Source organism: Paracoccus sp. MA, from assembly GCF_020990385.1.
Lineage (GTDB): Bacteria > Pseudomonadota > Alphaproteobacteria > Rhodobacterales > Rhodobacteraceae > Paracoccus.
The window spans coordinates 298,348-323,282 of sequence record NZ_CP087599.1 but is presented as its reverse complement, the minus strand read 5'-3'; the positions used below and the strand labels follow the sequence as shown (position 1 = coordinate 323,282).

Genomic DNA, 24,935 nt, shown 5'->3' with positions numbered 1-24,935 from the left:
TTTCAGCTTGAACTCATCCGCAGGAACAGCCGCATCCGCATCGCCAGCACGAAAAGCGGCGCGCCCAGCGTCACCAGGACCAGCCCGACCGGCAGGCCGATATCGGTGCCGGCGTTGCGCGCCAGCATGTCGGCCGCCGTGACCAGCAGCCCGCCGGTCAGCGCCGCCAGCACCAGACGCGCCCGGCCCGAGGCGGGCGACAGCGCCGCCGCCAGCTGCGGCGCCATGACCCCGAGGAACATCAGCGGCCCCACCGCCGTCAAGGCGGCCGAGCTCAGCAGCACCGCGACGATCAGGACCGCCACCCGCGTCCGTGCCGCATCCAGCCCCAGCGCCATCGCCATGGGCGCGCCGAGGTCGATCAGCCGCAGCGCCCGGCCAAGCAGCAGGATGGCGATCGGGCTGGCGGCGAACCATGGCGCCAGCATCGTCACCCGCGGCCAGTCGGCCAGCGCCAGCGACCCGGCCATCCAGCCGGCCAGCGCATGCGAGGTCTCGGGCGGGGTATAGAGGACCAGCACCGCCGTCACCGCCGAAAGCGTCGATTCCAGCGCAATGCCCATCAGCAGCACGGCCAGCCCGCCGGCATGGCCGCGGACCAGCGCCAGCAGCAGCGCCGCGACCGCAAGGCCGCCCAGCAGCGCCGCGCCCGGCAGCCATGCCGGCGGCAGGCCGGGGGCCAGCACGGTCAGGACCATGATCGCCACCATCGCGCCCTGCGACAGGCCCAGCAGGCCCGGATCGGCCAGCGGATTGCGGGCCAGCGATTGCAGCATGGCGCCGGCCAGCGCCACCGACCAGCCCGCCATGAAGCCCAGAAGCAGGCGCGGCAGCCGCACCTGGTAAAGCGCGAAAGCCTGATCCGCATCCAGCGGCGCCAGCAGGTCCAGCCGCGTCTCGCCCCAGGACAGCGAAACCGCCCCCAGCCCCAGGCTCGCCAGCGTCAGGGCCAGCGCGGCGGCCAGATTCGCCAGTCCGATCTGCATCCCGCCCGGCAGGCGCAGCACGCGGCGGCCGTCCAGGGCGCGACTGCTCATGCCTCGGCTCCGCGCAGGTAGAAGCGGCGCACCATCAGCATGAAGGCGATGCCGCCCAGAAGCTCCAGCACGACGCCGGTATGCAGCGCCAGGGGGGCAAGCGCCATGCGCGCGATCAGGTCGGCCAGCAGGCACAGGCAGGCCCCGGCCAGGGCGCAGCCCGGCAGCAGCGCCCCGAAGCGCGCGCCGGTCAGCGGCCGCACCAGATGCGGCACCACCAGTCCCAGAAACCCCAGCGGTCCGCAGATCGCCACAGCCGAGGCCGAGGCCAGCACCGCCGCCCCCAGCGCCAGAAGTTGCGCGCGCGCCACGTCGATGCCCAGCGAGGCGGCCTTCTCGGCCCCCAGCGCCAGCAGCGACAGCCGGCGGGCCAGCAGCAGCATCGCCGCCATGCCAAGCGCCGCCAGCCCCCAGAAATCCGCCAGCCTTTCGGCATGGACATGGCTGACATTGCCGCCCAGCCAGCCCAGGTAATCCTGCCGCAGCGCCGGATCGGACAGCAGCAGCGCCTGCGTCAGCCCGCCCAGGAACATCGAGACGATCGCGCCGGACAGGATCAGCGCCAGCCCGCGCGGATCATGCGCATGGCCGGCCAGCCGCGCGACGCCGAGGCTGGCCAGAAAGCCCAGGCCGCCGCCCGCCAGCGCGGCCGATCCCTGCGCCCGCGGCTCCAGCCCCAGCAGGAAGGCGCCGGCCACCACCGCCAGCGCCGCCCCGGCATTGATCCCGACCAGCGAGGGCGAGGCCAGGGGATTGCGCAGCACGCCCTGCAGGACCGCCCCCGACATGGACAGCGCCGCCCCGGCCAGCATGGCGATCAGCGCGCGCGGCAGGCGCTGGTAGATCACGATGACATCCGCCTGCCGCGTCTCGTCAAAGCGGGCCAGCGCGGCCCATATCCCCGAGGGCGGGATCCAGCTTTCGCCCGCCGACAGGGCCAGCAGCAGGCAAAGCGCCAGCGCCAGCGCCGCAAGGACCGGAAAGCCGCGCCTCATGCGCTGGGCTCCGGCAGGGCGGGCAGGCAGATCCGCCGCCCCTCGTGGCGGATGACCTGCGCGTCTAGGTCGAAGACCTCGCGCAGGTTCGCGGCGTTCAGGACCTCGGCCACCGGCCCCGAGGCGCGGGCCTCTCCCCCCGACATCATCACCACCTCGTCGGCGAAGCTCAGCGCCAGGTTCAGGTCGTGCAGGACCGAGACCACCGTGCGGCCATGGCGCCGCGTCAGGTCGCGCACCAGCCCCAGCAGGGCATATTGATAGGTGACGTCCAGGTGGTTCACCGGCTCATCCATCAGCACGACGGGCGTGTCCTGCGCCAGCACCATGGCGATGAAGGCGCGCTGCCGCTGGCCGCCGGACAGGGCGTTGACCGGCAGATGCGCCTGATCCTGCAGCCCGACGATGCGCAGCGCCTCGCGAAACAGCAGCCGGTCGCGGTCGTCCGGCCCGGCGAAAAGCCCCTGCCGGGCATGGCCGCCCATCTCGACCAGCTCGCCCAGGGTCAGGTAGTCGGGGCAATGGTTCTCTTGCGGCAGCCAGGCGATGCGCCGTGCCAGCGCCCGGCGCGGGATGCGCGCCATGGGCACGCCGTCCAGCGTGACGCGGCCGGCCTGGGGACGCAGAAAGCCCATCACCGCCTTCAGCAGCGTCGATTTGCCGCAGCCGTTCGGCCCGACCAGCGCGGTGAAGCGCCCCGGCGCAAAACAGGCGTCCAGCCCGCGAATGACCGGCTTTCGGCCATAGCCGACCGTCAGGCCCTGGATGCGGATCACGTTTTCACTCCGGCTGGCAATCGCGTCCTCCGGTTCGTAAAGTAAAACACTCGGAATTATCCAGACGCAATTTCACGAGGAGCATGCGATGGCGCGGATGCTGCATATCGGTCTGGCCCTTGCCCGGACCTGGGGGCCGCCGCCGGCCCCGGACCAGGCGCTGGCGCTGGATTGCGCGCTGGCGGTCCGGGCCGAGGCCGCGCATCTGGACTTCGTCTTCAAGCCAGACAGCCTTTACATCGACCCGAAGGGGGCGGGGCCGCGCATCGCGCGGGCGGCGCTGGATCCGACGCTGGTGCTGACCGCCGTGGCCGGGGCGACGCGGCGGATCGGGCTGGTCACGACGGTCTCGACCAGTTTCAATCCGCCCTATGTCGCCGCGCGGCAATTGCAGACGCTGAACTGGCTCAGCAACGGCCGGGCGGGCTGGAACATCGTCACCGCGCTGGATGGAGAGCGGAATTTCGGCCTTGCCGCCATGCCCTCGGCGGCCGAGCGTTACGCCCGCGCGGCCGAGTTCACCGATGTCGTGCGCCGCCTTTGGGACAGCCACGGTGCCGAAGGGCTGGCGGCCATCGACCATTGCGGCGCCTTCTATCAGGTCGAGGGGCCGCTGAACGTGCCGCGCCATCCCGCGCGCGTCGCGCTGTTCCAGGCCGGCGCCTCGGCCGAGGGCCGCGGCTTCGCCGCCTCGGTCGCCGATGCGATCTTCGCCTCGGTCCCCGACCCTGCCGCGGGGCAAGAGCTGCGGTCGGACCTGCAGCGCCGGGCCCGCGCCGCCGGCCGCGACGACGCGCCGCGGCTGCTGCCGGGCTTTCACGCCTATCTGGCGCCCAGCCGGAGCGAGGCGCAGGAGATGTTCCGCGAGGCGCAGGCCCGCCGCGATCCTGCCGCGCTGCGGGCCAAGCTGGGGGCGCTGGTCGGCCGCGACCTGGGCGACTGGCCCGAGGACCGCCCCCTGACCCCCGCGGACCTGCCGGCCGGGGACGCGGCGCTGCGCAGCCGCACCCATTCGGGGCTGCTGCAGCGGCTGATCCGGCAGGAAAGCCCGCCCCTGCGCGACCTGCTGCTGCGCCCCGAGGTCGCCAATTCCGGGCACTGGACCTTCGTCGGCACCCCGGCCGAGGCCTTGGCCGAGATCGCCGCCTGGTCGGATGCCGGGGCCATGGACGGCTTCATCGCCCTGCCGGGCGGCAGCGGGGAATCGCTGGACCTGCTGCTGTCCGAACTGATCCCGGCGCTGGCCGAGGCGCGGCGCTTTCGCCACGCCTATGCCGGAGAGACGCTGGCCGCGCATCTGGGGCTTGCCTCGCCGGCGTCCAGCGGCTGATCGTCCTGCGGCTGTGCAAAGCGGGCCAGCATCGCCTCGACCGCTTGGGTGATCCGGCGGATTTCGGCGGGGCCGTAGCGGTCGGCGCGATGGCTTAGCATGATGCGCAGGCCGGCGGTCTCGTCCGCCACGTCCTCGACGATCTCGAATTGCAGGCCCAGCAGCGATTCCGCCTTGTCCGGGTCGATCTGCCGGTATTCGACGCGGCTGCCGTCCATCAGCGCGATGGCGCCGTTCATCCGGTTCCGGGCGTGGATCTGGATGAAGACCTCGAACATCTCGTCCAGCCGGGTGACGGGATTGCCGGTCAGCGCCTCGCCCACCAGGTCCAGCGGGACCTCGGAATGCGGCAGCGAGCGGGCGATGCGGTCGCGGACCTGCGCGATCAGCGCGGCGGGCGTGTCCTGCGCCCCCAGCGCCAGCCGATGCGCGGTCATGGTGGTGAAATAGCCCACCGTGTCGAACCAGGCCGGATCGTTGCGCCCCGAGGCCGAGGTGCCGATCACCAGGTCGCCGATGCCGCCCAGCCGCCCCAGCGCCGCGCCGATCGCCGCATAGGCCGTCGCGAAAAGCGAGGCCGCGTTGCGCCGCGCCGTGGCGTAAAGCCCGCGTGCGACCTCGGCCGGCAGGTCGATCCGGGTCCAGCCGCCCTGCGGGTCCTGCCCGCCCGGCGCAGCGCCGAGGATCGGGCGGGCACGCGGTGCGCCGCGCAGGTGATCCAGCCAGTAGTCCAGATGCGCGCGGTCCGTATCCGCCGCCCTTTGCGCGGCGGCGAAGCGGTGGAAGCCCGGCGGCTGGTCGGGCCAATCCGGCGCCAGCCCCGCCGCGCGCTGGCGATAGGCGTGGCCAAGCTGGTCCATCAGCAGGTTCAGCGACCATTCGTCCAGCACGATATGGTGGAACAGCATGGACAGCACCTGCTCGTCCCCCTCGCGGAAGAAGCGCAGCCGCAGCGGCAATTCGCGGGCAAGGTCGAAGACATGGCCGGCCTCGGTCCGGCGGTTTGCCTCGCCCGCCTCGGCGCTGATCCAGAACCAGCGATAATCGCCCAGCCGCTCGACCGGGACCACGTCTTGCAGCGGCTGGCCGTTTTCCTCGCGGAAATGGCTGCGCAGCACGGGATGGCGGCGGATCAGGTCGCCGAAGGCCAGCCCGAAGACCGCTTCGTCCACCGGGGTCGGGAAACGCAGGGCAAAGGGCAGATTGAAGATGCCGCCATAGCCGAAGGCGGCATAGGCCTTCCACAGCGATTGCTGCGCCAGCGACAGGGGCGCCGCCTGGGGTTCGGCCGCGTCGTCCCCGGCTGCGGGCATCGGCGCGGCCGGCGCGCTGCGGGTGGCGATCCCGGCCAGCGCGAGGGCGGTCGGATGGCGGAAGATGTCGGTGAAGCGCAGGGCGATGCCATGCTCGGCCTGCAGCCTGCCGATGATCCGGGTCGCGACCAGAGAATGCCCGCCATGGTCGAAGAAATCGTCCTCGGGCCCCATTCCGGGCGCACCGAGCGCCTCGCGGAAGGCGGCGAGGATCAGGCCCGTCAGCGCGTCCGCCGGCTCGGCACCTGGCGCTTCTGGCGGTGCGGTTGGCTCGGGGCCGGGCTGGCCCGCGATCTGGCGCGCGCGGCGGCGGTCGGGCTTGCCGTTGGCCGACAGCGGCAGCGCCGGGATTGCAAGGATGCGGTCGGGAAGGTGCGATTGCGGCAGCCGTTCGCGCAGGAAGGCGCGCAGCGCGGCCGGTTCGGGCAGGTCGCGACCGGCGACCAGCGCGGCCAGCACCGTCTCGCCCCGCGCGTCGGGAATGTCCACGACCAGGGCCTGCGCGACGGCGGGATGGGCGGCCAGCTCGGCCTCGACATCGGCCAGCGAGATGCGCACGCCGCGCACCTTGACATAGCCGTTCACCCGGCTGTCGAACAGGATGGTGCCGTCGCCGCGCAGCCGCCCCAGGTCGCCGCTGCGAAAGGCGCGGATGCCACCGACCTCGGTGAAGTCGGTCTGTTCCAGCGCGCCGTCGCGCAGATAGCCGAGCGCCAGGTTCACGCCCGTGGTGTGGATGCGGCCGGCCACGCCCTCGGGGCAGGGTTCGCCCTGCGGGTTCAGCAGCAGGTAGCGGTTGCCGGGCAGGGCGCGGCCATAGGGGATGATGCGGTCGTCCTCGGGGCCGATCCGGTGCCAGATGCTCCAGATCGTGGTCTCGGTCGGGCCGCCCAGCGACCACAGCGCCGCATCGGGCCGCAGCCGGCGCAGCCGGTCGATCACCGCCGGCTTGATGTAGTCGCCGCCCTGCGCCACCAGCCGCAGCGAGGCCAGCCCGTCATCCGGCGCGCAGGCCAGCAGCATCTCGACGATGGCGGGGACCGAGCACCAGACGGTCACGCCGTGGTCGCGCACCAGACGGTTCCAGGCAAGGGCGTCCTTTTCCTCGGCCGGCGCGGGCATCACCAGCCGCGCGCCGGCGGCCAGGGTGCCGAACAGGTCGAAGACCGACATGTCGTGATGCAGCGGCGTGACCGAGATCACCGCGTCCTCGGCACCGATCCCCCAGGCATCCAGCGTATGGCCGATGACATTCGCGGTGGCGTGATTGTTCAGCACCACGCATTTCGGCCGCCCGGTGGTGCCCGAGGTGTAAAGGTAATAGGCGGCCGCTTCGGAACGGGACAGCGCGGCCAGTCCCTGCGGGATCGGGGCCGGGTCATGCGCTTCGAGGGTGCGGGGCGAGGCCAGCGGCCAGCCGGGCAGGTCGGTTGCGGCCACGACCAGCCGCGGCGCGGAATTGCGCAGCAGGTAGTCGCGCCGCTCGGGCGGCGCGGCGGCGTCGATGGGCACCCAGACCAGCCCCGAGAAGGCGCAGGCCAGCGTCAGCACCAGATGCTCGGGCCCGCGCGGCAGGCAGATCGCGACCATGTCGCCCGGCGCGAGCCCGCGCGCGGCCAGCCCGGCCATCACGCGCCGCACCCGCAGGCCAAGCGCGCCGTAGCTGGTGCTGCGGGTGTCGCAGATCAGGGCCGTGCGGTCGGGATCGCCGTCGAACAACTGCGCCGCGATGCGCTCCAGATGGCCGGGGCCGGCATGTTCCGCCCCGGCGGGGGCCGCGGGTGGCGGCGGCAGGAAATCGGCGCCGGCCAGGGTCAGCTCGTCCCGCCCGGCCAGCGCGGCGAAGGCGCGGGCGGCGGCGTCCAGCAACGCGCCGACGACCGCAGGCTCCAGCGCCTGCTCGACGTGATCGGCTTGCAGCAGCAGCGCGCCGTCCGCATCCAGCGACAGCCGCAGGTCCAGCGCGACCTGCGGGGTCTGCACCAGCCCGTCCACCAGCCGCAGCCCGGCATCGGCGGGCACCCGGTCCCAGCCCATGCCGTTGGTCAGCACCACCGGCAGCGCGATCCGGCCGCCGTTCTGCGCCAGCAGCAGCCGGCTGAGGCCGACCCCCGACAGACCGGGATGCGCCATGCCCTCCAGCAGGTCCTCCTGCAGCCGGCGGGCATGGTCCAGGAAGCTGCCCCGGTCGGCGCGATAGTCGACGGCGATGAAGGACGAGCGGTTGGCCAGCGCCCCGCCCGGCGGTGGCGCCACCGGCACCGCGACGCAGGGTGCAAGGTCCGGGGTCTAGCGCGCCAGCACCTCCAGCACCACGGCCATGGCGATGCTGTTGCGGGTCAGTTTCCGCGCCGCCGCCAGCCGGGCCAGGCGCGCCAGCTGATCGCGCGGGATGCGGCGGCTGTCGCGGCGCCAGCGCGGGCGGTCGATGCCCTCTGGCGGTTGCCGCCAGGGCAGGCGCGGCGGCCCCTCGACCCCGGCCAGGCGCGCGCGCCACCAGTCGGCATCGGCGGCGCGGTCGGATTGTTCGGGCGGCGGGTCGGGCAGGACGGAGGCCGGCGGCAACCCGGGCGCCAGCAGTTCGGCGATCACCTGCGCGATCCCGGCGCCGTCCAGCGCCAGCGCGTCCATCTTGACCAGCAAAGCCTGTTCCCGGGGCCGGGGCAATTGCACCAGCACCAGCCGCCACAGCAACCCGTCCAGCGGCAGCGGTGCGCGGGCGAATTCGTCCTGCAGGGCAGAGAGCTGCGCCTCGGCCTCATCGACGGCCAGTCCCGAAAGATCGATCCGTTCCAGCGGCGGCTCGGCTTCGTCCAGCACGCGCAGCGCGGAATGGGCAGGGTCGAGCCGGCAGCGCAGCGCCTCGTGCCGCTCGATCAGCGCCTTGGCCCGAAGCGCCAGGGCTTCGGCATCCAGCGGGCCGCGATAGCAGCGATATTCCTGCATGGCGGTGCGGCCCAGCGGCAGCTCGGCCTCGCGGCCCAGCAGATAGGCCTTTTGCAGCTCGCCCAGCCGCCGCATCCGCATCGGTGCCGGCAGCCAGTCCGACAGCGGCGCCGCCGCCAGATCGGGCGCATCGGCCAGCCGGCACAGCGCCGCGTGGCAGGCATCGAAACCGGTGCGGACCCAGTCGCCGGGCAGCGCGTCAAGCCGCAGGTCCCAGTTCAGCAGCACGCCCTCGGCCAGCGATGCGACCTGCACGTCCAGCGCAACCTGCGGCGCCTGCGAGACGCTCCAGACCAGTCGCCCGAACAGCCGGCCGACGCGGGGGCTCAGCAGCTGGCGCTGCGCCCCGTCCAGGTCGAGCCCGCTGGTAAAGACCACCGGCGCGGATTCCACGCCCTGGCCGCCGCGTGACATCTCGCGCAGCACGGCGACGCCGGGGCAGGCCTGATGCGACAGCGCCTCGGCGATCTCGCGCCCTGCCTCGCGCGCCAGTCCGGCCAGCGTGGCCTCGGGCCCGACCCGCAGGCCGAGCGGCAGGATATTGGTGAAATCCCCGACCAGCCGTGAGGCGCCGCGCATCACCGGGGCGCGAAAGAAGCCCGGCAGCGTCAGGCGAAAGGCCCGGTCGCCCGTCGCCCGCGCCAGCACGGCGGCAAAGACCGCCAGGTAAAGCGCGGTCTGCGTGACCCGCAATTCACGCGCAAGCCCCCGCAGCGCCGCGGCCTGCGCCGGCGGCAGCAGGGCCGAGATCCGGGTGGTTTCCGGCGCGGCCGCCCCGTCGCGCAGCGGCAGCGAGGGCGCCGGCGGCATGTCGCACAGCCGGGCGCGCCACCAGTCCCGATCCGCCGCCTCGGCCGCCGGGTCGGGGGGCAGCCGGGCCAGGTAGTCGAAATAGCAGCCTTCGGGTTCCTCGACCGCAGCGATCCCGGCCGGATCCTCGTAAAGCCGGGCCAGGTCGTCCATGACCAGCCCGAAGCAGGAGGGATCGGCCGCGATCATGTCCAGGTCGACATGCAGTCGCTGTTCGCCGCCCGGCAGCAGGCTGAGCAGGAATTCCGCCGCCTCGCCCGAGGCGATGTCCAGCCGCTGATGCGTCATCCGCCGCCGCGTCGCGGCCAGCCGCGCCTGCGCCTGATCCGGCGCCAGCGCCCGCAGATCCTCGACCCGCAGGGCGTGGCGGTCGTCCAGCGGCTGGATCACCTGCTGGCCTGCGGCCGTGACCCGCAGCCGCAGCATGGGGTGCCGGCGGAACAGCCCGCGCACCGCGCGGTCCAGCCGCTGCGGCTCCAGCCCTTGCGGCTGGAATTCGGTATGCAGATGCGCGGATACGCCGCCACCCGGCCCCTTCCAATCGCGCCCGGTCCAATAGGCTGCCTGCATGGCGGTCAGGTCCATGTTCATCCCCTTGCGTCTGGCGATAGTGGTTGATAAAAATACTCAACTAATGGCGGTGTCAAGGAAAGGCTTGGCCGCGCAGGACAGGACGGGATCGAAATGAACGACATCGGATCTATCGAAACGCTCGGCCGGGCATGGCTGGAAACGCGTGTGCAGGCGCTTGTCCCCGACGAGGCGGAGATTGGTTCCGATGAAAACCTGCTGTTCCTGGGGCTGGATTCGCTGTCGGTGCTGAAGCTGGTCGCCGAACTGAAGCAGGCGGGCATCACGGTCAGCGCGCGGGAACTGCTTCAGGAGCCCAGCATCGAGGGCTGGTGGCGCCTGATCCAGGCGCGGCGACCCTAGATCACGACCTGCGATCGGGTTGACCGTTCGCTCGGACGGACGGCCCCGACGCCCGCCTGACCTGAACGGCATTGAGCCGGATCGACGCCAGGGCTGCCCGTGCCGCACACGGGGTCGATCTCACGCGTGTGGGCACAGTCGCGATCACGGATATGCGGGCTGTCATAGGTCGCGGCACGCCCGGATGGCCGTCCGTAGTCACTGGATCAGGCATCGGCAGCTTCCTTCTTGGGGAAGATCAAGATCCCGGTCATTGGTTGGCGCGCTTTTGGGCCCCAGAGTGCACCCCGCCACATCGTCCAGGTGCTGCGACAGGGGAGTCATCCAGGAAGGTGCTGCGAATGGCCGCTGCCGCATTCCTCCTGCGGGTGCCGCCGCAAGGGGCTAACCTGCATGGAGCAAGCCGGAAAGAGCCCGCGCGCGCCCCGCACCGGGAACGGTGCGGGGCGCGGGGGTTCTATGCCGGCCCGTTGCTCGTGCGATGGCGGTTCAGTCCGGATCCGCGATTTTCTTCGCCGCAGCGCGGGCGGCTGCGGTGACCGCGACCACCAGGGGCTGTTCGAATTGCGACTGCAGCCGGATGGCCGAGGCCGAAAGCGGGCCGCCGCCCATGATCACCGCCTCGGCGCCGTCCTCGCCGACCGATTGCCTGACGGCATCGGCCAGGGCGGCGTCGAGCCGGTCGGGATCCCGGACCAGTTCGGCCGGGTCGCCCGGCGTGACCCGGACGCCGCGATATTGCGCCTCGTAGCCGAGCGAGGCCGCCTTCTGGCGGAAGGACTCGATCAGTTCTTCATCCGGCGTCACCGTCACGATGCCGAAGGGCCGGCCGTCGCGCGCGGCCTCGTGGAAGACCTCCTCGCCGATGCCGAGGACCGGGATGCCGACCGCCGCACGCAGTTCCGGCAGGCCGGGATCGCTGAAGGCCGACACGATCAGCGCCGCGACGCGCGGATCGGACGCGGCTTCGGTGCCGGCGGCGACCACGCCCGGAACCGCATTGGCCATGTCCTCGGGCGTGGTCAGCAGGGCCGGGGCGCCGGCATTGCTGCGCCCCTGGACCGTGGCGGCTTCCCCGACCGCGGCCTGCGCCAGTTCGGTCATGGATTGCGTGGCGGCCTCGTTCGAGTTCGGGTTGATCAGCACGATGATCCGCCCCGAGTCCTGGGCCAGCGCCTGGCCCTGCAGCAGGCCCATGGCGCAGCCGGCGGCCAGTGTCCAGCGCCGGGCCTGTCCGGTGATGATGCTCATGGCTCAGTTCTCGCGGAAACGCTGGGCGGAGGGCAGGTGCTGCATCAGCAGATAGTAGAGCACCCCCGAGGGCAGCAGGCTTGCATACCACGAGATGCCCGAGAAGATCAGCGCAAAGACGACGCCGACGACCATGGCGATGACGGCGGCCATGTTGACGCCCTTATACGGCCCCTCGGGATCATAAAGCTTGGCGAGGTTCAGGTTCCGCCTGCGAAGGACGTAGTAATCCACCACCAGGATCGCGAAGATCGGGCCGAGGAAGGCGGAATAGGTGCGGATGAACAGGCTCAGGCCCGCCGCCGATTCGTCCTTGACCAGCTCCCACGGGAAGGTGCCGAAGGCCAGCAGCCCGACGATCACGGCCGAGGTCTTGAAGTTGACCTTGAACACATCCATCAGCGCATAGGCCGGCGGCACGACGTTGTTGAGGATGTTCGTCGTCACCTGCGCGAAGGCGATGAACAGCAGCGTCACGACCAGCAGCAGCTTGTTGTCGACCGCGCTGGAGAACACCTTGATCGGATCGACCTCGCCGGTCGCGCTGGAGACCATCAGCCCGATCAGGCCCATGAACAGCGTCGCCGGCAGGATCGAGTTGGCATAGATCACCACCTGCCGGAGCGGTCCGACATTCTTGCGCAGCTCGCGCGCGTAGTCCGAGACGTTCAGCATCATCGTCGAATAGATGCCCAGGAACAGCATCGTGCCGCCCCAGAACGGTGCGCCCCAGGTGCCCTCGACATTGATCAGGTTGTCGCTGATCTCGGCGCCGTATTTGTCGATGACGCTGAAGAACATGTAGATCAGCGAGAAGATGATGAAGACCGACCCGATGTTTTCCAGCCATTTGATGCCGTGGAAGCCCAGCACCGACAGGCCGATCTGAAGGGCCTGGAAGCCGACGAAGAACACCCAGATGTTGGAATAGCCGAACAGCGTATCCGAGACGAGGTTCAGCGCCCCGGCGCCGATCCAGCTTTGGAAGCCGAACCAGACGATGGCCGGGACCGAGCGCACCAGCGCCGGGATCCGGGTGCCGGTGAAGCCGAAGGCCGAGCGGGCCTGCACCATGAAGGGGATGCCGTATTTGTGCCCGGCCTGCCCGTTGATCATCAGCGCGACGCCGATGACGGTGCAGCCGATGGCGATGGCCACGAAGGTCTGAAGCAGGTTCAGCGTGCCCACCAGCCCCGAGCCGACGGTGAAGGTCCCGATCGAGACGCAGCCGCCCAGCCAGGCGAACAGGTAGGACCACGGGTCCATGATCCGGGTTTCCTGCGGGGCAAGGCTTTCCTCTCCGACGGCCTTGTGTTCGGTCACGGCGCTGTCGGGCGCCATCTCATGCGTTGTCATTGTCAGTCCTCCTCCCTTTTCCTGCTTCCCTATTTTTCGTTGGGGAAAGCGTAGGCGTTGATCTTGCTGGTCCTCAGCCCCGCGCCCACCAGCGCCTCGATCATGCGGGTCGCGACGCTGACGCCGTCGATCACCGGAATGCCGGTCTCCTCGCTGAGCCAGGCCGTCAGGTCGGCCATGCCGGCGCAGCCCAGCACCACGGCCTCGCAGCGGTCCTCGCGGATGGCGCACAGGATTTCATCGCGCACCTTGATCCGTGCGTTCGAGCCGGGTTCCTCCAGCGCCAGCACCGGGATCGAGGCCGAGCGGACGCGGCGGCATTGGTGCGACAGGCCGTAGCCGTGGATCAGGTGCTCGATCACCGGGACCGAGCGCGGCAGCGTGGTGACGACGGAAAACGAGGTCGCCAGCATGCTGGCCGCCTTCACCGCGGCTTCGCAGATGCCCAGCACCGGGCCGCTGGCCAGTTCGCGGCAGGCGGCGATGCCCGGATCGTCGAAACAGGCGACGACGATGCCGTCGATGCCCTGCGCCTCGGCCTCGCGGACCCGCGCCAGCAGGCCGGGCAGCGACATCGCCTCATCGTAATGGCCTTCGATGCTGGCGGGAGCGCCGGCGGCGGTCGCGCCGTGGATCACCGTGCCGGGGCTGGCCACCGCACGGGCGGCCTCGACGATCTTGTCGGTCATTGACTGGGTCGAGTTGGGGTTGACGACCAGGATTTCCACCACTACCTCCATTTGTGTTAACAATCATTGTTAACAATTCATGTTATCAAGTCAACGGATTTGTGCAATACTTGCGACGGTCAGGATTTGCCTGTAATTCCGCAGGCCAAGCAGGAAGAAGCCGAGCCCGATGGACGCCCAGCCCGAAAGCCAGATCGTCGATGCGGTCCTGAACGCGATCTCCGAACAGCGCCTGCCCGCCGGGGCGAAGCTGGGCGAACAGGCGCTGAGCGAGCTGTTCAACTGCAACCGCGCCAATGTCCGCCGCGCGTTGGCCTCGCTGGCCGCCAAGCAGGTGGTCGAGCTGCGGCCCAATCGCGGCGCCTTCGTCGTCACCCCTTCCGCGCAAGAGGCGCGCGAGGTCTTCCAGGCCCGCCGCGCCATCGAGCGGACCATCGCCCGGCAGGCCGTGGCCCGCGTCAGCGACGAGGATGTCGCCTATCTGCGCGCCAATATCGCCGCCGAAGCCGAGGCGCGGGCCCGCCGGGACAAGCCGACCGAATTGCGCCTGTCGCAGCAGTTCCACATGTATCTGGCGCGGCTTTCCGGCAATCGCGTGCTGGAACGCTTTTTGGCCGAGCTGACCATGCGCAGCACCCTGATCCTGGGCATGTATCCCAGTGCCGCGCATTCATGCGCGCATTGCGACGACCATGTCGGGATCGTCGATGCCCTGATGGCGCGTGACGAGGAATTGCTGCTGCGTCTGACCGACGACCATCTGCGGCATCTGGAGGCGGGGCTGAATTTCGACCTGCCGCCGGTGTCTTCGGTCAGTCTCAAGGACCAGCTGATCGGTGCGCCGGCTGAGGGGGCAAGCGGCGACCGCAAGGCCGGGCGGCAGAACCTGCGAAACGCCTGAGCCGCGCAGATCCCGAGGCCCTGCGCATCATCATTGCACCGGACCGGCGCATGGCCCCGGCCGCCCGGCCAAGGCCGGGCACGGTCAGGTGGCCGGCTCGGGTCTCGGCCCCGAGCCGGCCAGATACTGGCGCAGCAGCACCAGCCCGAGGATCGCCGCACCGATCACGGTCGAGATGATTTCCGGCGCGATCATCATCAGCGCCGCCACGGGCAGCAGCATCCGCTCGACCAGCAGAAGCGGCCCCAGCAGCCAGTTGGTGATCGCCGCCGACAGTGCCACGATGCCCAGCACCGCGCCGGCAAAGGCCAGCAGGAAGTCAGGCAGGGTGAAGGATTGCGTGACCAGCAGCAGCGAGGGCGAGAAGACGAAGACGAAAGGCACCAGCGCCTTGCCCATGGACAGCCGGAAGGCGGTGTTGCCCGCCTTGAAGCCGTTGGCCCCGGCGATCCCCGCCCCGGCATAGGCGGCCAGCGCCACCGGCGGCGTCACGTCGGCCAGCACGCCGAAGTAGAACACGAAGAAATGCGCCACCAGCGGCTCGACATTCATCATGCCCAGAACCGGCGCGGCCACGGCCACCATGATGATGTAATTCGCCGTCGTCGGCACGCCGCATCCCATCAGCACGCAGACCACCGCGGTCATCAGCAGCGTGAACAGCAGCGTCAGCGTCTGGATGCTGAACAGTTCGAAGGGCAGCGCCGCCAGCAGGCTATGCACCGAGGCGGCCCAGCCCGCGGCGACCGAGGTGACCATGAAGGCGATCTTGAAGCCGACGCCGGTCAGGGTCACGACGCCGATCACCACGCCGACCAGCGCCGCGGCCGCCGTCACGGCCAGCGATTGCCGGGCGCCGGCGACGAAGCCCTCATAGATGCCGGCGGCGGTTTCCTTGACGCCCTCGATGGCGCCCGACGCCATGACCCGCTGGATCAGAAAGACCACCATGCAGGCGGTGATCGCCCAGAAGGCCGACAGGAAGGGCGTGCGACCCGACATCAGCATCCAGACCAGCAGCACCAGCGGAAAGACCGACAGCCAGCCCTCGCGCAGGACTTTCCACGCCTTGGGCAGCTCTTCCTGGCGCAGGCCGCGGATGCCCAGGCGCTTGGCCTCCAGATGCACCTGCACCAGCACGCCGAAGAAATGCATGAAGGCCGGCACGACGGCGGCGATCAGGATGGTGCGCAACGGGATGCCCAGGTATTCGACCATCAGGAAGGCGACCGCGCCCATCACCGGCGGGGTGATCTGCCCGCCGGTGGACGAAGCCGCCTCGACCGCGGCGGCGAAATGGCGCTTGAAGCCGATCTTGATCATCGCCGGGATGGTCAGCGCGCCGGTGGTCACGGTATTGGCGATCGACGAGCCCGAGATCGTGCCCAGCATCGCCGAGGAGACCACCGAGACCTTGGCCGGCCCGCCGGCGAAACGGCCGGCCAGCGCCGTTGCCAGGTCGATGAACAGCTGCCCCAGGCCGATCTTCTGCGCCATCACCCCGAACAGCACGAAATGGAACACATAGGTGGCGATGACGCCGAGCGCGGTGCCGTAGATGCCCTGCGAGGTCAGGTAGAGATGGTTGACGATATTGGCCCAGTCCGCGCCGGGATGCACCAGGATGCCGGGCATCGACTTGCCGAAATAGGCATAGGCGATGAACAGGGCCGCGATGACCGGCAGCGGCCAGCCCATCGAGCGGCGCACCGCCTCCATCAGCGCCACCAGCAGCACCGTGCCCATGGCGATGTCGAGCGGCAGCGGATTGCCGACGCGGAACTGCAGCTGGGCATAGATCCAGGGCACGTAGAAGGCGCTGACGGCGCCGCCGATGGCCAAGAGCCAGTCCGTCACCGGCACGCCGAGGACGGCAAGACCGTCCGTCCTGTGCCGGTTGCGTGCCAGCGACGAGAAGCTGAGATAGACGATGAACAGCGACACGCCCATATGCAGCCCGCGATGCGTGGTCGCGCGCGGGATGCCGAACCCGGCCGTGTAATAGTGATAGGCCGCAAGCAGGAACAGGATGATCCCCGAGAGGATGGCGATCGGGCGCGTCACCGTGCGGAATCGCGCCTCGGGATCGTATTCCTCCTCCAGCGCGCGAAGCTGGTCGTCGGTAAGCGGGCGGGTTGGCTCGGTCATGCGGTTTTCCTGCCGTTCGGTTCAGGACCAAAGGACGCGGACCAGGGACCGGCCGCGTCCTTTTCGTCACGTTGCGGGCCTGCTCATTCGAGCTTGCCGGCCTCCTTGTAGAAACGCTCGGCGCCCGGGTGGAAGGGAATGCCCGCGCCCTGGGTGGCGCTGTCCAGCGTGATCAGCTTGCCCTTGGCATGGCCGGCGGCGAACAGCTTCTGGGTGTTCTCGTTGTAGATCGCCGCGGTGATGCCGTGGATCAGCTCCTCGGGCTGGTCGGCGCTGGTCACCAGCTGCGCCCCGACCGAGATCGTGGCGACATCGGCGTCCTGTCCCTCATAGGTTCCGGCCGGAACGGTGTCGGTGGCGAAGAAGGTATAGTCCTCGCGCAGCTTGTCGACCTCGGGGCCGGTGATCGGCACCAGCACCACATCGTGCTGGCTGGCCAGCTCGGCGATGGCACCCGCCGGATAGCCGCCGACGAAGAAGAAGGCGTCCATGGCGCCGTCGCGCATCCGGTCGGCCGCCTGGTCGGGCTTGAGATATTCCGGCGTGATGTCCGATTCCGACAGGCCGAAGGCTTCCAGGATGATCTTGGCATCGACCAGCGTGCCCGAGCCCGGCTCGTCCAGCGACACCCGCTTGCCCTTGAGATCGGCGACCGAGCCGATGCCCGCATCCTTGCGTGCCACGAGGTGGATGCTTTCGGGATAGAGGTTGGCGATCAGGCGCAGTTTCTCGACCGCCGGCTGGCCTTCCCAGAGCCCGGTGCCGGTCTGCGCCCAATAGGCCACGTCGGACTGGCTGAACCCGGCCTCCATCGCGCCGCCGTTGATGGCGTTCACGTTGCCGACCGAGCCGTTCGAGGCCACCGCCGTCGCCACCAGCCCCGGCACCCCGCAGGAGCCGCCATCCTCGCAGGCGCGCGAGCCGGGCGGGCTGGAGATCGCGTTGGCGATCAGCCCGCCGATCGGGTAATAGGTGCCGGCCGTGCCGCCGGTGCCGATGCGGAAGAACGACATCTCCTGCGCCGCCGCGGCCTGGCCGAAAGAGGCGGCGACGGCGAAGGCCGCGAACAATGTCCTGAGTTTCATGTGCTTATCCCTGTTTGCCTGGTTGTCTGGACGCAGGTTAGCCAGAGCCGGCGCCGGCGACAACCGCCGAGGCCCGCCGGAAGGGTGCCGTGACGTCCGGTCCTGGCCGGGCCTTGCGGCTTGTCGACGATGGCAGTCCGCCGGGTTTCGCCTTGCGATCCTGCGGGGGATGTGCCGGGCATGCCCCGTTCCGCGAAGCAGGGACCAAGCCCGGCGGGCACCCGGGCCGGTGCGGCGCGTTCCGGTCGGATGCGTCTTGATATGTAGTCGATTCGCTCCTAGCACGCGCGGGAACAGAAAGGCGGAACATGTCTGACAAGGATCTCGAGCCCCGACACTTGGAAACGCTGGACCGCGATCTCGGCCGCTTCGCAAATCTGGAGGCGGCTGCCGCCTATGTGGCCCGGCCTTTGGTGGCGCCGGGCATCGGCTTCGTCTTCATCATCCTGGCCGGGCTCGCCGCGGCGATGCTGCTGGGGCAGAGCGGCGAGATGCTGATCGTCGTCACCGCCGCCGTGTTCGGCGCCTATATGGCGCTCAACATCGGCGCCAACGACGTGGCCAACAACATGGGCCCCGCGGTGGGGGCCAACGCGCTCAGCATGGGGGGCGCCATCGTCATCGCGGCGGTGTTCGAAAGCGCCGGGGCGCTGATCGCCGGGGCCGACGTGGTTTCGACCATCGCCAAGGGCATCGTGGCGCCCGAGGCGCTGGACACGCCCGCGACCTTCGTCTGGGCGATGATGGCGGCGCTGCTGGCCTCGGCGCTGTGGGTGAACCTGGCGACATGGATCGGGGCGCCGGTCTCGACCACGCATGCCGTGGTCGGCGGCGTCGTGGGTGCGGGCATCGCCGGGGCCGGCTTCGGCGCGGTCAGCTGGGACCAGATGCTGGCCATCGCCGCCAGCTGGGTCATCTCTCCGGTGCTGGGCGGCGTCGTGGCGGCGGGCTTCCTGTCGCTGATCAAGAGCCGCATCGTCTATCGTGAGGACAAGATCGCGGCGGCCCGCGTCTGGGTGCCGATCCTGGTCGGCATCATGGCGGGGACCTTCGCCGCCTATCTGGTGATGAAGGGGCTGAAGCAGCTGGTCGAGGTCTCGATGGGGGCCGCGCTGCTGCTGGGCCTGATGGTCGGGCTGGGCTGCTGGCTGCTGATGATTCCGGTCACGCGCCGCCAGTCCGCGGGGCTGGAGAACCGCAACAAGTCGCTGAAGGTGCTGTTCGGCATCCCGCTGGTCGCATCGGCGGCGCTGCTCAGCTTTGCCCATGGCGCGAACGACGTCGCCAATGCCGTCGGTCCGCTGGCGGCCATCGTGCAGACCGTTCAGACCGGCAATTTCAATAGCGACGTGACCATTCCGCTGTGGGTCATGCTGATCGGCGCCTTCGGGATCTCCTTCGGGCTCAGCCTGTTCGGTCCCAAGCTGATCCGCATGGTCGGCAGCGAGATCACCAAGCTCAACCCGATGCGCGCCTATTGCGTCGCCCTGTCGGCGGCGATCACGGTCATTCTGGCAAGCTGGCTGGGATTGCCGGTCAGCTCGACCCATATCGCGGTGGGCGCGATCTTCGGGGTGGGCTTTTTCCGGGAATGGGACGCCGAGCGGCGCCTGAAGAAGGCCCGCATGGCCGTTCCCCGCCCGGAACGTATTCCTGCGGACGAGCGCCGTCGCCGCAAGCTGGTCCGCAGGCTGCATGTGCTGACCATCGGCGCGGCCTGGGTCGTCACCGTTCCTGCCGCGGCGCTTCTGTCGGCGCTCCTGTTCCTGATCCTGCGGCAGATACCGGGCTGAGGCATGGCGGGAAGTCCGGGGGCGCCAGGGTGCGGGGCCGGGCGCGAAATCGGGCGGCGGAGCCCCGCCGGCCCGCCGTCGCGTGCCGGGCGCTGCGCGTGGCAGAGCTTGACATTCGGCGCCGAAATTCCCCGTCTGTAGGCATTGCAATAACGAAACGCGGGATCAATGGGACTCGATCAGATAGAAGAAGCCTTGGGCAAGATCGGCGGCATCGTCTGGGGACCTTACCTTCTTGTTCCCCTGTTGCTGGGCACCGGGCTTTACCTGACCATCCGCTTGCAGGGCATCCAGCTTGTCCGGCTGGGCGCTGCCCTGCGTCTCGGTCTGCTCAAGCGCAAGGATGACGATGCCGAGGGCGACATCTCGCAATTCCAGGCGCTGACCACCGCCATGGCCGCAACCGTCGGCACCGGCAATATCGTCGGCGTGGCGACGGCCATCGCCGCCGGCGGCCCGGGGGCGTTGTTCTGGATGTGGGTCACGGCGATCCTGGGCATGGCCTCGAAATATTCCGAGGCCTTTCTCGGCGTGCGCTTCCGCACCACCGACGAGGTCGGCGAGAAGAACGGCGGCCCGCAATATTACCTCGAGCGCGGCATCCCGAACGGCTTCGGCAAGGCCCTTGCGCTGTGCTTTGCGGTCTTCGCCGTCTGTGCCTGTTTCGGCATCGGCAACATGACCCAGGGCAATTCCATCGCCTCGAACCTGGAGCGCAGCTTCCTGATCCCGACCTGGATCACGGGCGTGGTTCTGGCCGTCCTGACGCTGGTGGTGCTGGTCGGTGGCATCAAGTCCATCGGCCGGGTGACCGCCGGGCTGGTGCCGGCGATGATCCTGTTCTACGTGCTGGGCGCGCTCTACATCCTGCTGGTCAACATCCAGGCGCTGCCCGCCGCGCTGGGCGAGATCTTTTCGCAGGCCTTCACCGGCACGGCGGCGACGGGCGGCTTCCTCGGCTCGACGATCATGGTCGCGGTGCAGTTCGGCGTGGCGCGCGGCATCTTCTCGAACGAATCCGGCATGGGTTCCGCCGCCATCGCCGCGGCTTCGGCGCAGACCACGCATCCGGTGCGGCAGGGACTGGTGTCGATGACCCAGACCTTCATCGACACGATCATCGTCGTGTCCTGCACCGGCCTTGTCATCATCACCACCGGCGTCTGGAACGAGATCGACCCGCAGACCGGGCTGCAGATCTCGCCCTCGATCATGACCGGGCAGGCCTTCACCCATGGCCTGCCGGGGCAATGGGGGCATTGGATCGTGACCGTCGGGCTGGTGCTTTTCGCCTATTCGACCATCCTGGGCTGGGCCTATTACGGCGAGCGCAACCTGGAACGGCTGGTGGGCCATCGCGGCGTCATGCCCTTCCGCATCCTGTTCTCGCTGGCGGTGCTGCTGGGCTGCACGGTCCAGCTGGGCGTGGTCTGGAGCTTCTCGGACGTGATGAACGGGCTGATGGCCATCCCGAACCTGATCGGGCTGCTGATCCTGTCCGGCCTGATCGCGCGTGAAACCCGCTTCTACCTTCGCCACGATCCGCGGCTGGAGGCCAACCGCCAGCAGATCGAGCACTTCATGAAGGGCCAGCCAAGCTGGGAGGAATGGAAGGCGAGCGAGCGGTCGTAGCCCCCGCAGATCAACCGCTGTGGTTCCGCCGGGTGACGGCGGAGCCGGGGTCGGGGGCGCGGATCAGCGCCAGCGCCAGCGTCTCGCGCAGGCGCCCCAGGCTCGGGTGATCGGCCGAGCCGGCGGTCGGGAAGGACAAAAGCGCCACCCGCCGCGCCTCGGCCAGGAGCCGCCGTGCGCGACCGGCTGGAATGGCCCGCCTCGCGCGACCGGGCCTGCCTGCGCGCAAGCAGGCCATGGGTCTTGTTCCATCCCTTCGGCCCAATGCGCCCGGGGGTATTGCCGCAGGATGCCGCCGTTGCGGTTCAACCCCCTTGCCGCAGCGCCGCGATCAGGTCGTGGAAACGGTCGCCCTGCACGATGACATGGGCGCGCAGCGCCTCGGCCGCGCCCTCGCCGTCGCCGGCGCGGATGCGCGCCACCACCGCGTCATGTTCGGTGAAGGACCGCATCATCCGGTTGCGCACCTTCAGCTGCATGCGCCGATAGGGTTGCAGCATGGCATGCAGTCGCGAGGCCTCCTGCTCCAGGAAGGCGTTGTGCGTGGCGCGATAGATGCAATGGTGGAAATCCGAATTGCGGGCGTAATAGGCCTCGACCTCGCCCGCCTCGGCCAGCCGGCGGCATTCGCCATGCACCGCCTCCAGCGCCGCCATTTCCGCCTCGGTGATGCGGCGGGCGGCCAGGCGGCCGCAGGTGGCCTCGATCTCGGCCATGACCTCGAAACGCTCGGCCAGTTCGCTGGGGCTCCATTCGGTGACGAAGGTGCCGCGCTTGGGCACCACCCGGACCAGCCCCGATGCTTCCAGCTGGTGCAGCGCCTCGCGGATCGGGGTGCGCGAGACGTCGAATTCCCGCTCCAGCGCCTCGGGGTCCAGACGGGCGCCGGGCAGGTATCTGCCTTCCACGATGGCGTTTTCCAGCGCGTTGCGGATGCGCAGCGGGGTGGGAATCGTCGCCATGAAAGCCTCCTTCGCCTCTCTGCCCAGAAGATAGGCGGTTGGCGAACATTTATCCATGTTCCGTTTTGTTATATACAACATCGTATGTGAAACGTATAACAGCGCCGTGAGAGGATTCGCACGCCGGAGGAGGGCGCGGGAATCGACAAGGAGGTTTGCATGGAGAGGAGCCGCGCATGACCCCGCATCTGCTTTCAATCTATACGCTGGCGGCGATGTTCGTCGTCGCCACGATCTGGCCGATCAACATGGGCGTGCTGGCCTATGTCGGCGCCTTCCTGGTCGGCACCCTGCTGGCCGGCCAGGCCGCCAAGGAGATCATCGCCGGTTTCCCCAGCGGCCTGTTCCTGACGCTGGTCGGCATCACCTGGCTGTTCGCGCTGGCGCAGAACAACGGCACCATCGACTGGCTGGTGCGCATGGCGGTGCGCGCCGTCAAGGGCCGCATCGGCGCGATCCCGTGGATCATGTTCGGCATCTCGGCCGTCCTGACCGCCGTCGGCGCCGTCAGCCCCGGCGCTGTTGCCATCGTCGCGCCGATCGCGCTGGGCTTCGCCTTCCGCTACCAGATCTCGCCGCTGCTCATGGGCCTGATGGTGGTGCATGGCGCGCAGGCCGGGGGCTTTTCGCCGATCAGCATCTATGGCGGCATCACCAATGGCGTGGTGGCCAAGGCCGGGCTGCCGCTGTCGCCGATGACCACCTTCGCCGCCAGCTTCTTCGTCAACGCGGCGGTGGCGCTGCTGCTGTTCATGGCCCTGGGCGGGCGCAAGCTGATGCAGGCGCACGCGGACCGGATCGAGCCGGTCACGGTGCCGCATGTCGAGATCGCCCGCCCCGCCACCGGCCCGCAGATCTTCGGCGACAGCGAGGCCGAGGCGCTGAGCCGCCGCATCGGCGAGGAGGGCGGCGGCGAATCGAACCGCCTCGTCGCCGAGGTCGAGGAAGGCAATCAGCCCGACGGCACCCCCTATCAGATCGCGACGCTGGCCGGGCTGGCGCTGCTGGCGGTGCTGGTGCTGGCCTTCAACCTCGATATCGGCTTCGTCTCGCTGACCATCGGGCTGGCGCTGGCGCTGTGGGACCCGACCATGCAGAAACGCGCCATGGCCCAGGTCGCCTGGCCCGAGATCGTGCTGATCACCGGCGTTTCCACCTATGTCGCGGTGCTGGAGCACATGGGCACCATCGACTTCGTCGGCGACAGCGTGGCCGGCATGGCCTCGCCCTTGCTGGCGGCGCTGATGCTGTTCCTGATCGGCGCCGTGGTCTCGGCCTTCGCCTCGTCCACGGCGGTGCTTGGCTCGCTGATCCCGCTGGCGGTGCCGTTCCTGCAGGGCGATACGGGCGTGGGCGCCATCGGCTTCATCGCCGGCATGGCCGTCGCCTCGACCATCGTCGATGTCAGCCCCTTCTCGACCAACGGCGCTTTGGTTCTGGCCAATGCCCGCGGGGTGGACCGCCAGGTGTTTTTCCGCAAACTGCTGAACTACGGCGCGCTGGTGACGCTGGTCGCCCCGGTCGTGCTGTGGCTGATCTTCGTCGTGCTGCCGGGATGATCCCGGCAGGCCACCCGCTTTTTGGAGGCCCGAAATGATCAAGACCGTCGAGACCCCGCGCCCCGGACGCCCGGCCTTTCTGGGCGAGCTGTTCGAGGTGCTGACAGAGCGCGGCCGCCGCCTGCTTGGGCGGCGGGGCGCCGGCACCGCCACCGAGGCGCCCGACCTGTGCGAGCTGGGCGAGGCGCTGCTGTCGCGTCGGGGCGAGGCTTCGGGCGTGGCCATCGCCCAGGGTCTGCTCGCCGCCTTCGAGGATGCCGATGAGGCGACGCGGCTGGCCTTCCTGCAGAACCTCGCCGACCGTTTCGGCCCCGATCCGGCGGCGGTCCGCGCGGCGCTGGCGGCGGTGCAGCGCGACCCCGAGGACGGGCGGGCCATCGAGGCGCTGCACGACGCCGCCGAGCCGCGCCGGCAGGAACTGTTCCGCCGCCTGAACCTGGCGCCCGGCGGCACGGCGGCGCTGGTGCGGATGCGCGAGGAGCTGCTGCGCCATCTGAAGGGCAACCCCGCGCTGCGCCGGGTGGACGGCGATTTCGCGCATCTCTTCGCGTCCTGGTTCAACAGGGGGTTTCTCGTGCTGCGCCATATCGACTGGAACACGCCCGCCAGCATCCTGGAAAAGATCATCCGCTACGAGGCGGTGCATGCCATCCAGAACTGGGACGACCTGCGCAACCGCCTGCAGCCGACCGACCGGCGCTGCTACGGCTTCTTCCACCCGCAGCTGGTGGACGAGCCGCTGATCTTCGTCGAGGTGGCGCTGACCGAGGAGATCCCGGACAATGTCGCCGGGCTGCTCGACCTCGACCGCCAGCCGATCGAGGCGGAGCGCGCCAGCACCGCGGTGTTCTATTCCATCTCGAACACCCAGCGCGGGCTGGCCGGGGTGTCCTTCGGCAATTTCCTGATCAAGCAGGTGGTCGAGGAGCTGAAGGCCGAACTGCCCAACATCCGCAGCTTCGTCACGCTGTCGCCGGTGCCGGGCTTTGCCGCCTGGCTGGCCCAGCAGCGCAAGGACGCGATGTCGGAACTGATCGACGCCGACCAGCGCCTGGCCTTCGCCCTGCTGGACGATCCCGACTGGCACAAGGACCCGGCCAAGGCCGAAAGCCTGCGCGCCCCGCTTCTGGCCGCCGCCGCGGCCTATTTCCTGCGCGCCCGCGACGGCAAGGGCCGCGTCGTCGATCCGGTGGCGCGCTTCCACCTGGGCAACGGCGCCCGGCTGGAGCGGCTGAACTTTCTGGGCGATGTCTCGGCCCACGGGCTGAAGCAGTCGCATGGGCTGATGGTGAACTATCTCTATGATCTCGACCGGATCGAGGCGAACCACGAAGCCTTCGCCGAACGCAGCGCCATCGCCGCATCGGACAGCGTCAAGCGCGCGCTGCCGGCCTCCAACCCATGAACCACGGGGACAAC

At 69.6% G+C, this 24,935-nt stretch carries 18 protein-coding genes and 1 pseudogene; 7 read left to right on the top strand and 12 right to left on the bottom strand.

All coding sequences use genetic code 11. The annotated features are described in order from the left end of the window. Window positions 1-2: 2 nt before the first annotated feature. Genes LOS78_RS20470 through LOS78_RS20460 form a run of 3 tightly spaced genes read right to left on the bottom strand, consistent with a single transcriptional unit; the run spans window position 3 to window position 2,808 of the window. Window positions 3-1,037: an iron ABC transporter permease gene (locus LOS78_RS20470; RefSeq protein WP_024845255.1), complete on the bottom strand. Its 1,035-nt coding sequence runs from the start codon at window positions 1,035-1,037 to the stop codon at window positions 3-5. Then, entirely contained in the window at window positions 1,034-2,032 is a 999-nt protein-coding gene (locus tag LOS78_RS20465) for an iron ABC transporter permease (RefSeq protein WP_230378970.1), read from the bottom strand. Before LOS78_RS20465 ends, LOS78_RS20470 begins: the two co-directional genes overlap by 4 nt. Further along, complete coding sequence (locus LOS78_RS20460) at window positions 2,029-2,808, bottom strand: ABC transporter ATP-binding protein (RefSeq protein WP_072462915.1); 780 nt, start codon at window positions 2,806-2,808, stop codon at window positions 2,029-2,031. Before LOS78_RS20460 ends, LOS78_RS20465 begins: the two co-directional genes overlap by 4 nt. An 88-nt stretch (window positions 2,809-2,896) precedes the next feature. On the opposite strand from LOS78_RS20460, the gene LOS78_RS20455 reads away from it, so the two are divergent. Beyond that, window positions 2,897-4,138 carry an NtaA/DmoA family FMN-dependent monooxygenase gene (locus LOS78_RS20455; RefSeq protein ID WP_072462914.1) on the top strand — a complete coding sequence of 414 codons (1,242 nt, stop codon included), beginning with the start codon at window positions 2,897-2,899 and terminating at the stop codon, window positions 4,136-4,138. On the opposite strand, the gene LOS78_RS20450 is transcribed toward LOS78_RS20455, so the two are convergent. Both LOS78_RS20450 and LOS78_RS20445 read right to left on the bottom strand, forming a co-directional pair. Further along, window positions 4,078-7,707 (bottom strand): non-ribosomal peptide synthetase, encoded by a 3,630-nt coding sequence (locus LOS78_RS20450; protein ID WP_230378969.1) that lies wholly within the window; start codon window positions 7,705-7,707, stop codon window positions 4,078-4,080. The two genes, LOS78_RS20455 and LOS78_RS20450, sit on opposite strands and share 61 nt — an antisense overlap. Before the next feature lie 33 nt (window positions 7,708-7,740). Continuing rightward, the gene (locus LOS78_RS20445; RefSeq protein WP_230378968.1) at window positions 7,741-9,792 is read right to left on the bottom strand and encodes a condensation domain-containing protein; all 2,052 of its coding nucleotides are present in this window, start codon (window positions 9,790-9,792) and stop codon (window positions 7,741-7,743) included. A gap of 99 nt (window positions 9,793-9,891) precedes the next feature. On the opposite strand from LOS78_RS20445, the gene LOS78_RS20440 reads away from it, so the two are divergent. Further along, entirely contained in the window at window positions 9,892-10,140 is a 249-nt protein-coding gene (locus tag LOS78_RS20440; protein WP_036697886.1) for a phosphopantetheine-binding protein, read from the top strand. A 489-nt stretch (window positions 10,141-10,629) separates the two neighbouring features. Here the strand turns inward: LOS78_RS20440 and LOS78_RS20435 are convergent, their stop codons facing one another. The 3 genes from LOS78_RS20435 to LOS78_RS20425 are packed head-to-tail and all read right to left on the bottom strand — an operon-like array spanning window position 10,630 to window position 13,475. Beyond that, on the bottom strand, window positions 10,630-11,391 hold the full coding sequence (locus tag LOS78_RS20435; protein WP_230378967.1) for an aspartate/glutamate racemase family protein: 762 nt from the start codon (window positions 11,389-11,391) through the stop codon (window positions 10,630-10,632). A 3-nt stretch (window positions 11,392-11,394) separates the two neighbouring features. Further along, a complete protein-coding gene (locus tag LOS78_RS20430) occupies window positions 11,395-12,747 on the bottom strand; it encodes an NCS1 family transporter (RefSeq protein WP_230378966.1) in 1,353 nt (450 codons plus the stop codon). Between the two features lie 29 nt (window positions 12,748-12,776). Further along, a complete protein-coding gene (locus tag LOS78_RS20425; protein ID WP_305802577.1) occupies window positions 12,777-13,475 on the bottom strand; it encodes an aspartate/glutamate racemase family protein in 699 nt (232 codons plus the stop codon). 130 nt (window positions 13,476-13,605) lie between these two features. On the opposite strand from LOS78_RS20425, the gene LOS78_RS20420 reads away from it, so the two are divergent. Beyond that, a complete protein-coding gene (locus LOS78_RS20420; RefSeq protein WP_230378964.1) occupies window positions 13,606-14,337 on the top strand; it encodes a GntR family transcriptional regulator in 732 nt (243 codons plus the stop codon). An 84-nt stretch (window positions 14,338-14,421) separates the two neighbouring features. Here LOS78_RS20420 and LOS78_RS20415 read toward each other — a convergent pair whose 3' ends face one another. Together LOS78_RS20415 and LOS78_RS20410 are read right to left on the bottom strand one after the other, a co-directional pair. After that, window positions 14,422-16,485 (bottom strand): TRAP transporter permease, encoded by a 2,064-nt coding sequence (locus tag LOS78_RS20415; RefSeq protein WP_230378963.1) that lies wholly within the window; start codon window positions 16,483-16,485, stop codon window positions 14,422-14,424. Between the two features lie 83 nt (window positions 16,486-16,568). Next, complete coding sequence (locus tag LOS78_RS20410; protein ID WP_230378962.1) at window positions 16,569-17,570, bottom strand: TAXI family TRAP transporter solute-binding subunit; 1,002 nt, start codon at window positions 17,568-17,570, stop codon at window positions 16,569-16,571. Between the two features lie 308 nt (window positions 17,571-17,878). Here LOS78_RS20410 and LOS78_RS20405 point away from each other — a divergent pair, with 308 nt between their 5' ends. Then, entirely contained in the window at window positions 17,879-19,363 is a 1,485-nt protein-coding gene (locus LOS78_RS20405; protein ID WP_230378961.1) for an inorganic phosphate transporter, read from the top strand. A 168-nt stretch (window positions 19,364-19,531) separates the two neighbouring features. Then, window positions 19,532-20,995 (top strand): sodium:alanine symporter family protein, encoded by a 1,464-nt coding sequence (locus LOS78_RS20400; protein WP_230378960.1) that lies wholly within the window; start codon window positions 19,532-19,534, stop codon window positions 20,993-20,995. A gap of 34 nt (window positions 20,996-21,029) precedes the next feature. On the opposite strand, the pseudogene LOS78_RS20395 reads toward LOS78_RS20400, so the two are convergent. Together LOS78_RS20395 and LOS78_RS20390 are read right to left on the bottom strand one after the other, a co-directional pair. Next, a pseudogene (locus LOS78_RS20395) lies at window positions 21,030-21,182 on the bottom strand (phosphate acetyltransferase); the annotation flags it as partial. Between the two features lie 118 nt (window positions 21,183-21,300). Continuing rightward, entirely contained in the window at window positions 21,301-21,957 is a 657-nt protein-coding gene (locus tag LOS78_RS20390) for a GntR family transcriptional regulator (RefSeq protein WP_230378959.1), read from the bottom strand. Between the two features lie 176 nt (window positions 21,958-22,133). Between LOS78_RS20390 and LOS78_RS20385 the strand changes: the two genes are divergently transcribed. Together LOS78_RS20385 and LOS78_RS20380 are read left to right on the top strand one after the other, a co-directional pair. Next, window positions 22,134-23,516 carry an SLC13 family permease gene (locus LOS78_RS20385; protein ID WP_028716736.1) on the top strand — a complete coding sequence of 461 codons (1,383 nt, stop codon included), beginning with the start codon at window positions 22,134-22,136 and terminating at the stop codon, window positions 23,514-23,516. A gap of 34 nt (window positions 23,517-23,550) precedes the next feature. Next, window positions 23,551-24,921, top strand: a complete 1,371-nt coding sequence (locus tag LOS78_RS20380) for a malonyl-CoA decarboxylase (protein ID WP_230378958.1) — start codon at window positions 23,551-23,553, stop codon at window positions 24,919-24,921. Window positions 24,922-24,935: the final 14 nt, after the last annotated feature.

Coding starts and splice junctions, on each gene's coding strand:
- LOS78_RS20470 (WP_024845255.1), bottom strand. CDS start 1,037: ATGAGCAGTCGCGCCCTGGACGGCCGCCGCGTGCTGCGCCTGCCGGGC.
- LOS78_RS20465 (WP_230378970.1), bottom strand. CDS start 2,032: ATGAGGCGCGGCTTTCCGGTCCTTGCGGCGCTGGCGCTGGCGCTTTGC.
- LOS78_RS20455 (WP_072462914.1), top strand. CDS start 2,897: ATGGCGCGGATGCTGCATATCGGTCTGGCCCTTGCCCGGACCTGGGGG.
- LOS78_RS20445 (WP_230378968.1), bottom strand. CDS start 9,792: ATGGACCTGACCGCCATGCAGGCAGCCTATTGGACCGGGCGCGATTGG.
- LOS78_RS20440 (WP_036697886.1), top strand. CDS start 9,892: ATGAACGACATCGGATCTATCGAAACGCTCGGCCGGGCATGGCTGGAA.
- LOS78_RS20435 (WP_230378967.1), bottom strand. CDS start 11,391: ATGAGCATCATCACCGGACAGGCCCGGCGCTGGACACTGGCCGCCGGC.
- LOS78_RS20430 (WP_230378966.1), bottom strand. CDS start 12,747: ATGACAACGCATGAGATGGCGCCCGACAGCGCCGTGACCGAACACAAG.
- LOS78_RS20420 (WP_230378964.1), top strand. CDS start 13,606: ATGGACGCCCAGCCCGAAAGCCAGATCGTCGATGCGGTCCTGAACGCG.
- LOS78_RS20415 (WP_230378963.1), bottom strand. CDS start 16,485: ATGACCGAGCCAACCCGCCCGCTTACCGACGACCAGCTTCGCGCGCTG.
- LOS78_RS20410 (WP_230378962.1), bottom strand. CDS start 17,570: ATGAAACTCAGGACATTGTTCGCGGCCTTCGCCGTCGCCGCCTCTTTC.
- LOS78_RS20405 (WP_230378961.1), top strand. CDS start 17,879: ATGTCTGACAAGGATCTCGAGCCCCGACACTTGGAAACGCTGGACCGC.
- LOS78_RS20400 (WP_230378960.1), top strand. CDS start 19,532: ATGGGACTCGATCAGATAGAAGAAGCCTTGGGCAAGATCGGCGGCATC.
- LOS78_RS20390 (WP_230378959.1), bottom strand. CDS start 21,957: ATGGCGACGATTCCCACCCCGCTGCGCATCCGCAACGCGCTGGAAAAC.
- LOS78_RS20385 (WP_028716736.1), top strand. CDS start 22,134: ATGACCCCGCATCTGCTTTCAATCTATACGCTGGCGGCGATGTTCGTC.
- LOS78_RS20380 (WP_230378958.1), top strand. CDS start 23,551: ATGATCAAGACCGTCGAGACCCCGCGCCCCGGACGCCCGGCCTTTCTG.